Below are 15,060 nucleotides of genomic sequence, written 5' to 3'. Positions count from 1 at the left end.
AAAATGGCCGAAGTAGCAACAAATGCCGGAGAAAAAACTCCGGCAAATGTTCCACACCAGTCTGCCCTGCCTTCGTCAATCGAGACGAAGGCAGGCCTCGCTTGCGTTGAAAGCACACCGGTGCTTTCAACCTTGAGCAAGCTCGGCGCTCCGAGTTGCTTTCGCGCGCTAAATCGCAGCGCTCAGGCAGGTCGTCGCGCTGCGCGAGCGTTGGCTGTTTTTTGTTACTCGTGCAGATGGCACGCTGCGCGAATGTCGTAAGATTGGCGAGGCGACGATTTAGCTAGATAATGTGCGAGCGCGAGTCGCGGATGCGGCCGATGGTGATGGCCGTCTGCAGTACGTAAGCCGCGCGCGGGTCCGTAGCGTCCCAGCCGGTAGTCTGCGCCACCTTACGCAGACGGTAACGCACCGTATTTGGGTGTACATTCAATTCGTGCGCAGTTTGGTCGAGCGCGCCGCCAAAACGTAGGAACATGTCGATAGTCGCCAGCGTCGGGTCGTCGTGATTATAAGGCGCCAAACTCTGATACACCTTGTGATACAACGTGTCAAAAGCCGTCACGTCTCCTATAAGCGCGCGCTCCGGCAGCACATCATCCACGCGAATAATCTGCGGCAAATGCTGTACTGCAGGGGCCACCGCCACGGCCGCAAGCGTAGCAGTGAGCGCGGAAGCAACATTCTCAACGCCCTCAACCACGCCGCTAACGCAAACAGTTTCGCGCGACGGAGCAAAAATTTGGCACAGTTTTTCCAAAGCCTGATCGCTCGGCGTCTCGCGCACCGCAAGAATGATAATATGCGAAGGAGCCGCAAATTCGCCCGTGTTTCCCGTAACCGATTGAACCGTTTTCCACGCACCTGCAATACGCTGCAACGCGCTCTGCTGCGTACGCTCCACAATCGCATCGTACGCGTTGCAACTTCCCAATTGTGGCCAAATATTGCGACGAAGCGCATCCGTATTATCCGGGGGAGTAGCAGGCGCTGGCTTTCGATTCGGACCATCATCCGGAGTAATCTTCGTGCCAAAACTTCCAGCAATAACAATCATTTTTGGAGCGTCAGGCCACTGCAGCAAATGCATAAAAGCGTTAATGCGAGAATCGTCAATGCCGTTCATAAGACACGTTGCAATCAGCGTGTGCAAGCGAAGGCGAGTGGTAGCGTCGAAAATTTGGCCGTCGCGGGCGTCAAAAATGCCGGAAGGAGATTGTGGCGGCTTCGGAGCGTTAGGAAGTGGCGTAAAATGCGGGGTGTTGTCTTTTTTACTTTCGGAAGATTTATTGCCATCCTGTTTTGTAGAAAGACGATGCCACAAATGGTGACGGCGCTTCTCTTCGCCACCTTCCTGCGATGCTGAAAATGAAGTTTCCGGGGTAGCGTTGAGTTGAGATTCTTCACTAGAAGCGGTAGGTGTGGTAGAAGCGTTAGGTGTGGTAGAAGCGTTAGAAGCGAAATTGTGGGCTTGATTAGTTGATAAAGATTGCACGCCGGCTAGGAGCGAAAGAAAATCCACGGTTTCGTTACCGTTACTAATTCCGTTACTAATTTCGTTACTGTTACTAATTTCGTTACCGTCACCACCATCAGCAACATTCGTATAATTTTCAGAAGATACGACGGAAGTAAGGGCGTCACCATTGTGCGCAAACTGTTGCAAATTCTTCTCGTCCATCGTATGCCTTTAGTCCTCACATTCCTTACTATTATAACGCGATTGACTAACAGTATCCCTCCAAAAAGTAAGTAGCATAAAACCAAACGCAAACGCAACCGGCAACATATGGCGCTCAAAATTATTCGCCGGAGCCAACACCATCACCCCAACCAGCAACGCTAACGGAATATGCCATACCAACGTGCGCCAACGCTTCAACACAATCTCCGCAACTCCCAACATAAGCGTCGCAACCACAAACGTATTGCCGTGAATAGGCCAACTCACCACCGGTATATCGCTCCACGAACTAATCGCGCTCGCAAACTGAGTACGCCAACGAGGATTCCAATACTTAATCCACGTGGAATTATGAATATTATCCGTGTCAATATAATATTCCGGACCAACGTACGGGCGATCGAAAATATCGAAATAACCATACGTTTTCGCAATAAGCGCATCCAACGCTACCAGCGGACTATGCTTTACCATCATCCACCAAGCGCGATTTAAGCGAGCAATATCATCGCGCGTAACGTAACGCCAACGGTAACTCACCTTCTTAGACTGCAAGCCGGAAGACTTCACAGGGTCGGCGTCGTAAGGCTTATACGCTTCCGCGGTTTGGTCGAGATTAAAAATCGGCGCAATTAAGCGTTTGGTACTACGCGGAATGCTGTGCGGATCCAACTTCGCAATGCGCGCAATCTGCTGCAACTGGATGCCGCGGCTCTCAATCGGGTCGCCGTTAATAATAGCGCCGCTAGAAATCAGAAAAACGAGCGCGCCGTGAATAAGCAGCGTCGGCACGAGTATGCAAGACAGCCATAAGCGTCGACGTTTGCGATCGAAGACGACGAGCAGCACGCACTGTGCGAACAGAATGTACCACGCGTATTTGGCGGCGATAAGCATAACGCACACGGAAATAATAAGTTCTAAGACGGTGTGCCATCGTGTTTTTGGCGACGTGGTTGGTGGGGCAGTTGGTGACGCAGTTTTGCCGGCGTTGGCCTCGTCCGTGCCATAACTGCGGCTCAGCTCGTAATTTACGCCAAACCACCACAGAAAAGCGAAAGCGAACAGCGGCGACTTGGTGAGCGCAATTGTGGAGCATACTACCAGGGGGTTAAGCAAAAACATGAGCAGTACGGCAAATCTGGCAAATAATGGCGTGTGAAGATTGTGCTCAAGAGTTTGTTTAGACGTTTGTTTAGACGTTGCCGCAAGCCACGGGCGGTTCAAAAAACGGTGCGCTGTAGCAGCTACGCACCAAGCCGCAAATACGCACTGTGCTAAAGCTAGCAGCACAATTCCCGCGTCGTTGGAATCCGTAAAGTAGCGCGAAACCGCAGCAACCGAGCCGTAAATAACGGTGAGAACTATGTTGTGTTGGTCAGTTAAGTACGTTGGTTGCGCAGGCCACAAGTAGTGAGCGGTAGGGTAAATATCCATGGGGACGAAGCTGAAGAAGCCGATATAGGGCTGTTTGAGGCCGGTGACTTGGTTCCAAGCCCAACTGTACTCGCGGATTTGTGAGCAAATGTCGGCGCCGTATGCGGCTAGCAGGGTAACCGGCGCCCAGAGCCAGCCGAGGAGGAAGGTGAGGAACAGGTTGCGGCGGTTGCGCGTGGCGTGCGTAACGAACCAGCGGAACCCGTAAGAAAAGCGCGGCTTCAGGATAGAGAGAAGTAGGAGAATGTGATTTGGTTTGCTGGCTTTCTTGCTAGCTTTCTCGCCTTTGTTGCTATCTTTGTTGCTATCTTTGCTATATTTCTCGCCTTTGCTTCCTTTCCTAATCAAATGCAGCCTAATCAAATGTAGCCTAATCCAATTCGCGAACTTGCCGTATTGCGGAGGAATCGCGCCGCACTTTCCGTAATAGATCAGCGTAGCCAGCATTGCCGCGTAAATTGCGAAAGCGAGCACGAAAATCAGCGCGTTAATCCAGGAAAAATCGGCGAGTGTGCCCAGGTGAAATTGCGGATCCTGGTTCCTGAAAATCGGTCCTATGCAAGTGGCGAAGGCGAGGAGGGAGCACAAAAGTGCGCACAAAATATAGCAGGCGATACGAGAGGTGAGTTTTACGCGACTACGCGTGTGACTTGGTTGCGTATGGTTTGGTGACTGCACTTGGTCGGACTGCGATGTGCGACAAATTTGCTCCATATTAACCAACACCTGTTTAGTAACCTTAATAAAACTATATGTATGTTGGTCGCAACCGCGTCTGAACGGAACTTAACCAAAATTCACGCAACAGCGTGCCAACATACAACCTGAGGTAAATTATACCTATGACTACATTTTCTTCGCAAAGTGTGACAGTACTGCCACGAACCGCTGCAGAAGCGGATTCTGTACAATTTTTCGCAATTACCGATTCTACGCAAAATATTGCTCGCGAAATGATACAACAAGGCAAAATAATAGCGAGAGTCGACGGAAAGCCAACAATATTTGCGATTGTTGCCGACGAGCAAACGGCAGGACGCGGCAGACTAGGGCGTGCTTGGGTGAGCAGGCCAGGGGAAAGTTTTTTGGTTTCTTTCGTAACTTTGCTACCAAAGTCGATAGTTATGGATGAAAATCGAAACGGCTGGCTGCCAATAATTGCGGGCATCGCCGCTAGAGACGCGCTGCTTGAAACCTTCGCAGAATGCGGAAGTGAGCCGAAACACGGCAGCGAATGTACGCTAAAACTCAAGTGGCCGAACGACGTGTTTTTGCACGATTGCAAAGAAGGTGGAATTTTAACCGAAATTGTGGCGGTGCCGGGGCGCGACGACGTTGTTGGAGTGGTTTTTGGAATCGGATTGAATCTCAACGTGCCGCAAGAAGTGCTGCCGATTAAAATGGCAACTTCGCTGCAAATGCACATGACTGCGCTGCCGGAAGCGGAAGAATTGCGAGATATGATTGCGGCGAAAATAGTTGCGGGATTGCGTTCCAGACTTGGCGATTTTATGCGCGATTACCCAAACAATGCCGCCGATTTGCTGCGCGAAACAAGCGCTGTGTGCTGGACTCTTGGTCGCAAAGTGAATGTGCATCCGGTTGACGGGCGCGTTGTGACGGGAACGGCTGTGCGCATTGGGGAAGATGCTTCGCTTACGGTCCAGGAAGATTCCGGCGAGGAGATTGTGGTTAAAAGCGGCGATGTGCAGGCCGTTGCGTACGAAGAGTGAGATTTAAAAAGCGCGCGACAACAAACGCCGGGAAAATTCCCTGCGTTTGTTGCTGTTTTGGTGGTTTTGTGGAACATTTGCCGGAAAAACTCCGGCGTTTGTTGCTGTTTTGGCCTTTTTTTGGAACATTTGCGGGAAAGTTCCCTGCGTTTGTTGCTGTTTTGGTGGTTTTGTGGAACATTTGCCGGAGTTTTTTCTTATACAAAACGACATTCCCTTTACGTTGCTGTAAAGGAAATGTCGTTTTTCTGCGGTATTTCGTTAGTTTCTTTACATGCGTGTAAAGCGACTAACGCTTGTGAGTTATATTTCGTTAGTTTCTATACAACGCTGTAAAGTCACTGTCACTTTTTAGCGAGATTTCGTTAGTTTCTTTACAGTCGCGTAAAGGAAATGTCGCTTTTTTGCGATATGAAGTTTCTGTTACGCACGCTTCTTATTAAGCGCGTTGTACAAGCCGGAGCAAGCCGCGCTCGCAACGAAAGCCTTAATCAAATCGCCAATCATGAAGATAATCAAGGTTGCGGCAGCAGTAGAAAGCGGCATGCCGGTAAGTAAGCTCTGACCAAAAATGCCGAATGCGTAAATCACGATCGTGCCGATTACAGACGCTACAGCGTAAGTGCAGAAACGTACAAAAGTCTTCTTAAACGAGCGTTCTGGCATCATTGCGTCAAGAGCAACGTCAAATACGCGCTTCAAAGCGGCAGTTGCGGCAACGCCAAAAATAAAACCAACAAGGAAGCCAGCAGTAGGGCCTACAAAAACAGCCCAACCGCCCCTAAAGCCAGCAAACACAGGCAAACCTGCCGCACCAACGGCAAGATACATCACAACGGAAGCCACGCCTTCGCGCCAGCTCAGCGTCAAACCAATAATGCACAAAACAAGAGTTTGCAACGTAATAGGCACCGGCGTAATAGGAAGATAAATAGCGCCAGCCATAGTAGAAAGTGCCAAAAGCACAGTGAGAAGCGCTGGCTTAGCGAGCCAAACTGCGGCCGTCTTCAGCTTATTCGCAACGGTTGCAGTGGATGCTGCCGTGGCGGTGGTAGTTGCATTGTTTTGATTCATGCTAGTCATGAAAACCTTCTTTCGGTTAAACGTTTTCCGTTTCGCTAATCACCTTACGAGCCGCAGAAAATATCAGCATTGGAGAAGTGTACAAAATTTTGCGCAAGCTTTTGTGTATGTTGGCTCATACGAAAACGCAACTTTTCCAATATCTTGTAACGTATGGTTACGAATATCAAAAAAATACTCATCGCTAATCGCGGTGAAATCGCCTTGCGAGTTATTCGCACGGCTCACGAAATGGGCATTGCTACCGTCGCAATTTACGCGCCAACGGATCGGCAGGCACAATTTGTAGAAATGGCGGACGAAGCGTACGCGCTTTCCGGAGACACATATCGCGATACCTACTTAAATGAGGACGCAATTCTTGACATTATTAAAAGAAGCGGCACGGATGCTGTGCACCCTGGTTACGGATTCCTTTCGGAAGTTGCGTCTTTTGCGAAGAAAGTTAACGATGCTGGCGTAATTTGGATTGGTCCGCGTCCGGAAGCGCTTATTGACTTGGGAGATAAGATTACGGCTCGTCGCGTGGCTGTTCGCGCGAAAGTGCCGCCAGTTCCGGGCATTTCGGAGCCGGTAAAAGATATTCGAGAGCTTTTAACATTTGCGCAAACGCACGGCTATCCGGTGATGATGAAGCGCACGGATGGCGGTGGCGGCCGCGGTATTACTGTTGTGCACAACGACGACGAGTTGCGCGGCTTTTACATGAATCACGACGCTTTGCAGGGCGGCGACTTAGACGAATATTTTATTGAGCGTTTTATTGACAAGGCTCGCCACGTGGAAACGCAGTGCGGTCGCGACGCTCACGGAAATTTCACCGTATATTCCACGCGCGATTGCTCGGTGCAGCGCCGCAACCAGAAGCTGGTTGAGGAAGCTCCTGCACCGTTCTTGACCGACGATGAAAAAGAGCAGCTTTACCGATATTCTCGTAACCTATTTGAAGCTGTTGACTACGTTGGTCTTGGCACGTGCGAATATATGGTGACTTCTCAGCATAAAGTCTACTTCCTTGAAGTTAATCCACGATTGCAGGTTGAGCACACGGTGAGTGAGGAAGTTAGCGGACTCGATTTGGTGCGTGAGCAGCTCAATATTGCTGACGGCGGCGAGTTGACTAAGGATCCGGAGCCTCGCGGACACAGCTTTGAGTTGCGTATTACTTCGGAAGATCCTGCTACGAATTTGACTCCAAGTTCCGGCACTTTGACGAAGATTAAGTGGCCTTCCGGCCCTGGTATTCGCGTCGACTTTGGTGTGGAAGTTGGCGATAACGTGTCGCCAAAATTCGATTCCATGATGGGCAAGCTTATTATTACTGCACAAAGTCGCGAAACTGCCGTCGCTCGCGTACGTCGCGCTTTGAAGGAACTTTGCATTGAGGGCGTGCCAACTCCGGCGAAACTTTTTGAGCAGATTTTTAACGATCCTGAGTTTACGGCGGAAAATCACAGTTTTGACGTGTCTACTAAGTGGTTGGAACGCAAGTATTTGAACCGCGTTCCGGCAGCGTCTCTGGGTGGGCAGCCGGCTTCTTTGGTTTCTGGAAAGTCTGTGGACGAATCAGAAAATAAGCAGCCTGCAATGGAATCTTTCGTTATTGAGGTCGATAATAAGCGCGTCAAGCTTACGATTCCGCGCGATATTGTGGACAATTTGACGGGTTCTGCTCGCGTTCGCAGCGTCGCCAGAGCTTCGCAGCCGTTGCGCGGGCGTGGGCTTCGCGGGGATACTCACAAAACTGAGGAGCAGGAGCAGATTCCGGGCGTGATTGCGGCACCTATGCAGGCTGTGATTACGCGTGTGAACGTGGCTGAAGGTCAGCAGGTTGCTAAGGGTGATTTGCTTGTGGTGCTTGAGTCTATGAAGATGGAAAATTACGTGTACGCGCCGGCTGCGGGCACGGTTACCGGAATTTTTGTTGGTCCGGGTGACGGCGTGGAATCTGGTGCGAAATTGGTGACGATTGATCTTGCTGGAGGTAAGGGCGAAGGCAAGGGCGAAAGTAAGGACGCGGATAAGGAAAAGTCTGAAACGTCTTCCGAAAAATCTTCTGAAAAGTCGCAAGGAGAGCAAAAATAATGAGCGCGTTATTGCAAGAACAAACAAAAATTTCGGCAAAAACTGCTTCTGATAATGCTCTTAACGACGCTGCGAACGCCGACGCTGCGGACGCCGGTGCCGCCAACTTGCAGCCTCGCCGAGGGAAAGCCGCCGTCCAGCACGCAGCAAAGCTCGCCCGCGACGCTGAACAAAAAGCCTGCGAGCGCCAGCACGCCAAAGGCAAAGGCACTGCAAGAGAGCGCCTCGACCTGCTTTTCGACACCGGCTCCTTCGTAGAAATCGGCCGCTTCAACGGCGGTGACATAAACAACGACGTGGCCGGATGCGCTGTAATCACCGGTTTTGGCGAGGTTTACGGACGCAAAGTTGCCGTGTATGCGCAAGACTTTTCTGTGCGCGGCGGCACCCTCGGCAAGGCTGAAGGCGAGAAAATCTGCCATCTTTTGGACATGGCGTTGCAGCTTCGTGTGCCGGTTGTAGCCGTGATTGATTCCGGCGGCGCTCGCATCCAGGAAGGTGTGAACGCGCTGATGCAATACGGGCGAATTTTCAAAAAAACTTGCGAAGCGAGCGGATTGATTCCGCAAATCTCGCTTATTCTTGGCCCTTGCGCCGGCGGCGCAGTGTATTGCCCTGCGTTGACGGATTTGATTATTATGACGCGCGAACATTCCAACATGTTCGTCACCGGCCCGGATGTGGTTAAGGCTGCAACCGGCGAGGCCATTAGTATGGACGATTTGGGCGGCGGCCTCGTACACAACGCAACTTCCGGCGTTGCTCACTACTTGGGTGAGGATGAGGCGGACGCAATCGACTACGCGCGCACGGTTTTAGCTTATTTGCCGTCGAGCTGCGAAGTTGATCCTCCAACTTTTGCCTACGCTGCAACGCGAGCTGACCGTGAAACTGCGCGAGAATTGGCGAATATTGTGCCGGATAACGACCGTCAGCCTTACGATGTGCTCGACGTGATTCGTAGGATTGTCGACTACGGCGAGTTTGTGCAAGTGCAGGAATTGTACGCTGCTTCGGCAGTGGTTGGTTTTGCTTGCATTGAAGGGCATCCGGTTGGAATCGTGGCGAATCAGCCGAAAGTAAACGCTGGTATTTTGGACGTAAATTCTTCCGAAAAAGTGGCGCGATTTGTGCGATTGTGCGACGCGTTTAATTTGCCGGTGGTCACTTTGGTTGACACCCCTGGTTACAAGCCTGGCTCAGATCAGGAGCATGCCGGAATTATTCGCAGGGGTGCGAAGGTGATTTACGCGTACGCGAATGCGCAGGTGCCGTTGGTTACGGTGATTTTGCGCAAGGCTTTCGGCGGAGCTTACATTGTGATGGGCTCGAAGTCGATGGGTGCGGACGTGAACTACGCGTGGCCGACCAGCCAGATTGCGGTTTTGGGTGCGCAAGGTGCCGTAAACATTATCCATCGCAAGGATTTGCAGAAAGCGAAGGAGCGTGGGCAGGACGTTGCAGCGCTTAGAAAACGGTTGGTTGACGAATATGAGGCGACTACCGTAAACGCGAATCTTTCGTTGGAAACGGGCCAAATTGACGCCATGATTGATCCGGAGCAGACGCGCGATATGATTGCCGGCTCGCTTAAGCTTTTGCGCAGTAAAAAGCGAGTTTCCAGAACTGGCAAGCATCACGGAAATCAACCAATGTAAAAGTTACGAAATTTTATAAAAAATTACGAAAACTTACGAAAATTTATAAAAATTTATAAAAAATTATTGGATATCAACGAGAAGGAAATACCATGACCACCTACTTTTTCGACCAACTCGCTCACGATCCGCACGCGCTTGTTTTCGCAGGACAATCAACTCCGTGGGTTGAAGCTTTGCGAGACTTGGGTAAAGACACGGAATTAAACGCGGAACTCCACGAATATGAAAGCGGAGCGAAAGCGCTACTCGCCCCAATCTACGCAGAACTGCTGGCAAACGCTGGCGGCGACATGAACGTGTTCGATGCGTTAGAAAATAAGCATATTCACGCCGCGAACGCGCTGCTCAGCGTGCCGGGAATTACGCTTGCACAACTTGGCGCCGTGCGCGACTTAACCAATCTCGGCTACAACTTTGAAGTGAACAAGCCTTGCGCAGTTTTAGGACATTCCCAAGGCGTAATCGCAGCAGAAATGGTAAAAGCGCGTCTGAAAGCAAAATCCTGGCAAAAAGCTCGACCACAAATTGAAGAACTGCTCGCAATCGCCTACCTAATTGGCGCAGCAGGAGACCGCGAGTCGCGCATGCTGGAAATTACGGGCGACGGCGAAATAACGCCAATGCTTTCGCTTAAGGGAGTTACCAAAAAGCAGGCGGAAGCGCTGATTTCTCGCGTCGAACGCACTCGTGGCGAAATTTCAATCGCAGTCACCAACGCTTACAATCACGTGGTGCTATCCGGATATCCGGAAGATATGGAAGCCGTGGCGAACGAAGCGCAGAAGGAAGCGAAACGTTCCAAGAAATTGCGCGAAATGAAGGTGCGTGGCGGCGCAGTATTTGCGCCGGTTGCGGAATATTTAGATGTAACCGTGCCGTTCCACTCGCCAATGCTTCAATCTGCGGTTGAGCAGGTGGAGGCTTGGGCTAGCGAGGCCGGATTAAACGTTGCGGTTGCGCGCGAATTGGCTGACGCTGTGCTGGTGACGCCTGTAGATTGGGCGGCGCAAATTGGCGAAGTGGTGGCTCAAAACGATGCGCGCTCGCTGTGGATTATGGATATGGGCCCTAGCGAAGTGCTCGGAAAACTTACGGGCGTGCTGGTGCAAGGAACGGGCGCTGGCGTTGTAGAAACTGCCACAATGCGCGCTCGCGCCGAACTTTCAACCGCGGACTCGACTTCCGTGCCGGCGCGCACCGGCTGCTGGGCTGATTTTGCGCCACAAGTAGTCGACACTCCTTCCGGACGCAAAGTTCTCACCAAATTTAGCAAGATTACCGGCAAAGCCCCTGTGCTCCTTGCTGGCATGACCCCAACTACTGTAGAACCGGAAATCGTTGCGGCTGCAGCGAACGCTGGCTACTGGGCGGAACTTGCCGGCGGCGGCCAGGTGACAGCGGAAGTATTCGATCGCCATATAAAGTCGCTGGAAAATCAGCTTCGCGAAGGCGCAACTATCGAATTTAACGCAATGTTTATGGACCGCTACCTGTGGAATTTGCAGTTTGGTTCGAAACGAATCGTACCAAAAAAGAGGCAGTCGGGCGCTCCAATCGACGGCGTAGTTATTTCTGCCGGAATTCCGGAACTTGACGAAGCTAAGGAATTAGTAGCGTCCTTGCAAAAAGACGGGTTCCCTTACGTAACGTTTAAGCCGGGAACGGTTGACCAAATCAGGCAGGTTGTGCGAATTGCGAAGGCGGTTGCTCCAGCCACGATTATTGTGCAGGTTGAAGGCGGCGCTGCAGGAGGCCACCATTCGTGGGAGTCTTTGGACGATTTGCTTATGACAACGTACGCTCAGGTGCGCGAGTGCGATAATTTGGTACTTGTGGCCGGCGGCGGAATCGGTACGCCTGCTCGCGCAGCCGACTACATTTCCGGCGAATGGGCGCGCGAATACGGTTTGCCAAATATGCCTGTTGATGCTGTGATGATTGGTACGGCTGCAATGACGGCAAAAGAGGCGCATACCAGCCCTGCAGTAAAGCGCATGCTGGTTGAAACGCCAGGAATTGTGATGCCGAAAGCTGCGAGCGTGGAAGGTTTTGACGACGATCCGTTCGCACCTTTGGGAGAGCGTTGGGTGCCGTTGGGCAAGGTTGTGGGCGGTGTGACCAGTGGTTTAAGCCATTTGCACGCCGACATTTACGAGTTGGAAAACGCTTCTGCCCGCTGCGGACGCCTTCTTGTGCACATGATGAAGCATCCGGAGGAGCTTGAAACTCGCCGCGACGAAGTAATTGCGGCATTGAACGCAACCGCAAAACCATATTTTGGTGACCTTGAAAGCATGACTTACGCTCAGTTTGCTCAGCGTTTCCTCGATTTGGCATACCCGTGGGTGGATCCTACGTATGTGGATCGTTACCTTCACTTATTGCAGCGAATTGAAGCGCGATTAGTGAGCCAGGATTCCGGCGAATTTGCGTCGATTTTGCCGTCTCGTGCGGAAGTTGGTGAGCATCCGCAAGCTGCTTTAGATACGCTTTTGCAAGCGTTACCTCAGGCTAGCGAACTGAACGTGGTGCCAATGGATGCCGCGTGGTTCCCAACTTTGGTGCGCGAATACCCGAAGCCAATGCCGTTTGTGCCGGTTATTGACAACGATTTGTTGCGTTGGTGGGGTCAGGATCAGCTTTGGCAGTCGGAAGATTCGCGATATTCGGCGGATGCTGTGCGCGTAATTCCGGGGCCTATTTCCGTGGCTGGTATTACGACTATGGACGAGCCGATTGCGGATATTCTTGGACGATTTGAAGCGGCAATGGTACGTCGCGCGGAAGCGGGTGCGGAAAGCAAGTCTGAAAATAAGGCTGAAAATAAGTCTGAAAATAGTAGCGCAAAAGTTGCCTTCAGCCAAATTGCCGCCGCCGCAAACGTAGAAGCTTACGTTCGCGCCTGCCCAAATATTTCTTGGGTTGGTCACGTAACCGCAAATCCAGCTTACGGCACAAAATTAGGCGACGAAAATTACGTAATCAACGTAACCGCTACTAATAACGACGTAATTTCGCTCGATTTAGATATCAAACTCGACACTTTCTGGGATAGTCGCAGTGGCGATACCAGCAAGCATGGTGGCGATACCAGCAAGCATGCGGTTCGCGATATTGTAATTCCGCTAACCGTCGACGCAAGCCGAGCAGGAACCATTCCAGTAGTGGACCGCGCTCGCCTTCCAAAGCACGTATACGAAATGCTCGCCGCAACCGCAGGTATTGGAAATACTGCGATTACGGGAGATGTGCTCGATGCAATGCCAAAGGTTGAAAGAGTAAAAGAAGATGGCAGTTTGGCACAATTGCCGGAAGATTTGGTTGAAGAAGGTTACGCTGAGTCGCCATTCGGCTTAGTTCGCTCGTCTTATACCTTCTCTCGCAATCTTGGAATCGACCACGAATCCGCAACTGCTGGCCGCTTGCCGGACGGACTTCTCGCTTCTCGCATTGTGCCGGACGCTTTAGTCGGCCCAGCTTGGCCAACAATTTACTCGGCACTAGGCTCGGTAATGGTTGACGATTACCCGATTATTGAGGGCTTGCTTAACGCGGTTCATTTGGATCACCTGGTTGAGCTTGACGTTGACGCTGAAGACTTCCGCAAGTACGTTGGAAAGCGAATTAATTTGCTCGGTTGGGCGGAGCCGTATGCAGAATCCGCTTCCGGGCGCGTTGTCACCATTCACATCGTGCACACCGCAGCCGACGGTACGCGACTTGCGCACGAAACCGAACGTTTCGCAATCCGCGGACGCAGCTTTAGCAACGCGCTTCCGGAACCTGCCGCCGAATACGGTGACGCAGCAGAATTGCACGGCTACGAAATTGAAGACACACCTCGCAGGGCTTTGCGTAGAGTAGTTGTGCGCGCGCCTCACGATATGACCGCTTTCGCACGCACTTCCGGCGACTTCAACCCAATCCACACTTCTTTACGAGGAGCCGCAATTTCCGGACTTTCCGCGCCTCTCGTACACGGAATGTGGCTGTCTGCCACCGCTCAGCACGTGGCTCAAGCGTTGGACGCAAAAGGCGCTCGCTACGAGCTGATCGGCTGGTCTTACAACATGTACGGCATGGTTCAGCTGGACGACGAAGTAGAAATCACCGTCGAACGCGTAGGAAAAGTTCGCCGCGGCGGACTCGCTTTGGAAGTCACCTGCCGCGTTAACGGACAAATCGTGTCTAAAGCAAGCGCACTTACCCGCGCCCCACGCGCAGCCTTCGTATACCCAGGTCAGGGTATCCAAAAGCAAGGAATGTCGCTGGACGAGCGCGCAAAGTCCCCGGCGGTACGCGAAACTTGGGAACGAGCCGACAAGCTCACTCGCGAAAAACTCGGCTTCTCAATCCTCGCTGTCGTGCGCGATAATCCAAAAGAACTTACAGCTCACGGCGTAACGTATCGTCACCCTGAAGGACTGCTTAATTTGACGCAATTTACGCAAGTTGCGCTCGCAACCGTCGCTTTTGCGCAAACCGCGCGTCTTCGCGAAGCCGGCTGCGATATTTGGCCAGCCTACTTTGCCGGCCACTCGCTTGGCGAATACAACGCGTTAAGCTCCTTCGCACAAATTATTCCACTCGAAACCGTGCTTGAATTAGTGTTCCATCGCGGTTCTACCATGCACCATCTGATCGAGCGCGACGCTCAAGGACGCTCGAACTACCGCATGGGCGCGCTTCGACCAAACCAGTTCGGAGTTGGAGACGAAGGCGTAAACGCTTACGTTGAAGGAATTTCCAAGGCTACTGGCGAATTCTTGCAGATTGTAAACTACAATTTGGCAGGTCAACAGTACGCAATTGCCGGAACTATTAAGGGCTTGAAGGCTTTGCAAGCCGACGCTTCCAAGCGTGCGAAAGAGTATGGTGGAAAGCCTCCGTTTATGCTCGTGCCGGGAATTGACGTGCCGTTCCACTCCCGTCTGCTGCGCAAGGGCGTGCCGGAATTCCGCGACAAGCTCGACTCGCTTCTGCCGGAACACATTGACTACTCGGTGCTCGTAGACCGTTACATTCCAAACCTCGTGGCCTGCCCGTTCGAACTTACGCGCGAATTTGCGCAGAAGATTCTGGACGTGGTGCCATCCGAGCGTATTGAAGCGGCTTTGGAAGACGAAACCACTTGGAAGTCTTATGCAGAGGATGAGCAGAAGCTCGGCCGACTACTGCTTACGGAGCTGCTTTCGTGGCAGTTTGCGTCCCCGGTTCGTTGGATTGAAACGCAGGCGCTTATGTTTGCGGATCGCGCTCGCGGCGGGCTTGGTGTTGAAGAATACGTGGAAGTTGGTTTAGGAAACGCTCCAACTTTGGCAAATCTTGGTGCGAAAACGCTTGCTTTGCCGGAGTTCAGTAGTGAAAAGGTGACAGT

8 protein-coding genes are annotated in these 15,060 nt (G+C 51.9%); 5 read left to right on the top strand and 3 right to left on the bottom strand.

The window, feature by feature from the left end:
- Nucleotides 1–261, top strand: a 261-nt coding sequence (locus AXE77_RS06715; protein ID WP_205727516.1) for a hypothetical protein, incomplete at its 5' end; no start/stop codon positions are given.
- 22 nt (nt 262–283) lie between these two features.
- Here AXE77_RS06715 and AXE77_RS02905 read toward each other — a convergent pair.
- Both AXE77_RS02905 and AXE77_RS02900 read right to left on the bottom strand, forming a co-directional pair.
- Nucleotides 284–1,681, bottom strand: a complete 1,398-nt coding sequence (locus AXE77_RS02905) for a helix-turn-helix domain-containing protein (RefSeq protein WP_116712017.1) — start codon at nt 1,679–1,681, stop codon at nt 284–286.
- Between the two features lie 9 nt (nt 1,682–1,690).
- The gene (locus tag AXE77_RS02900; RefSeq protein ID WP_240612631.1) at nt 1,691–3,835 is read right to left on the bottom strand and encodes a DUF6020 family protein; all 2,145 of its coding nucleotides are present in this window, start codon (nt 3,833–3,835) and stop codon (nt 1,691–1,693) included.
- Nucleotides 3,836–3,963: 128 nt separating this feature from the next.
- Between AXE77_RS02900 and AXE77_RS02895 the strand changes: the two genes are divergently transcribed.
- Nucleotides 3,964–4,854 (top strand): biotin--[acetyl-CoA-carboxylase] ligase, encoded by an 891-nt coding sequence (locus AXE77_RS02895; protein ID WP_116712016.1) that lies wholly within the window; start codon nt 3,964–3,966, stop codon nt 4,852–4,854.
- Nucleotides 4,855–5,277: 423 nt separating this feature from the next.
- Here AXE77_RS02895 and AXE77_RS02890 read toward each other — a convergent pair whose 3' ends face one another.
- The gene (locus tag AXE77_RS02890; RefSeq protein ID WP_116712015.1) at nt 5,278–5,937 is read right to left on the bottom strand and encodes a biotin transporter BioY; all 660 of its coding nucleotides are present in this window, start codon (nt 5,935–5,937) and stop codon (nt 5,278–5,280) included.
- A 153-nt stretch (nt 5,938–6,090) separates the two neighbouring features.
- On the opposite strand from AXE77_RS02890, the gene AXE77_RS02885 reads away from it, so the two are divergent.
- The 3 genes from AXE77_RS02885 to AXE77_RS02875 all read left to right on the top strand — a co-directional run.
- On the top strand, nt 6,091–8,022 hold the full coding sequence (locus AXE77_RS02885) for an ATP-binding protein (RefSeq protein ID WP_116712014.1): 1,932 nt from the start codon (nt 6,091–6,093) through the stop codon (nt 8,020–8,022).
- Nucleotides 8,022–9,680 (top strand): acyl-CoA carboxylase subunit beta, encoded by a 1,659-nt coding sequence (locus AXE77_RS02880; RefSeq protein ID WP_116712013.1) that lies wholly within the window; start codon nt 8,022–8,024, stop codon nt 9,678–9,680. The genes AXE77_RS02885 and AXE77_RS02880 overlap by 1 nt, the downstream gene beginning before the upstream one ends.
- Nucleotides 9,681–9,772: 92 nt before the next feature.
- A partial coding sequence (locus tag AXE77_RS02875) for a fatty acid synthase subunit beta domain-containing protein (RefSeq protein ID WP_240612630.1) occupies nt 9,773–15,060 on the top strand: 5,288 nt, incomplete at its 3' end.

The organism is Gardnerella massiliensis, from assembly GCF_003408845.1.
Lineage (GTDB): Bacteria > Actinomycetota > Actinomycetes > Actinomycetales > Bifidobacteriaceae > Bifidobacterium > Bifidobacterium vaginale_H.
Note: the sequence above shows the minus strand (reverse complement) of the source record. Positions and strands in the feature narration are given on the sequence as shown.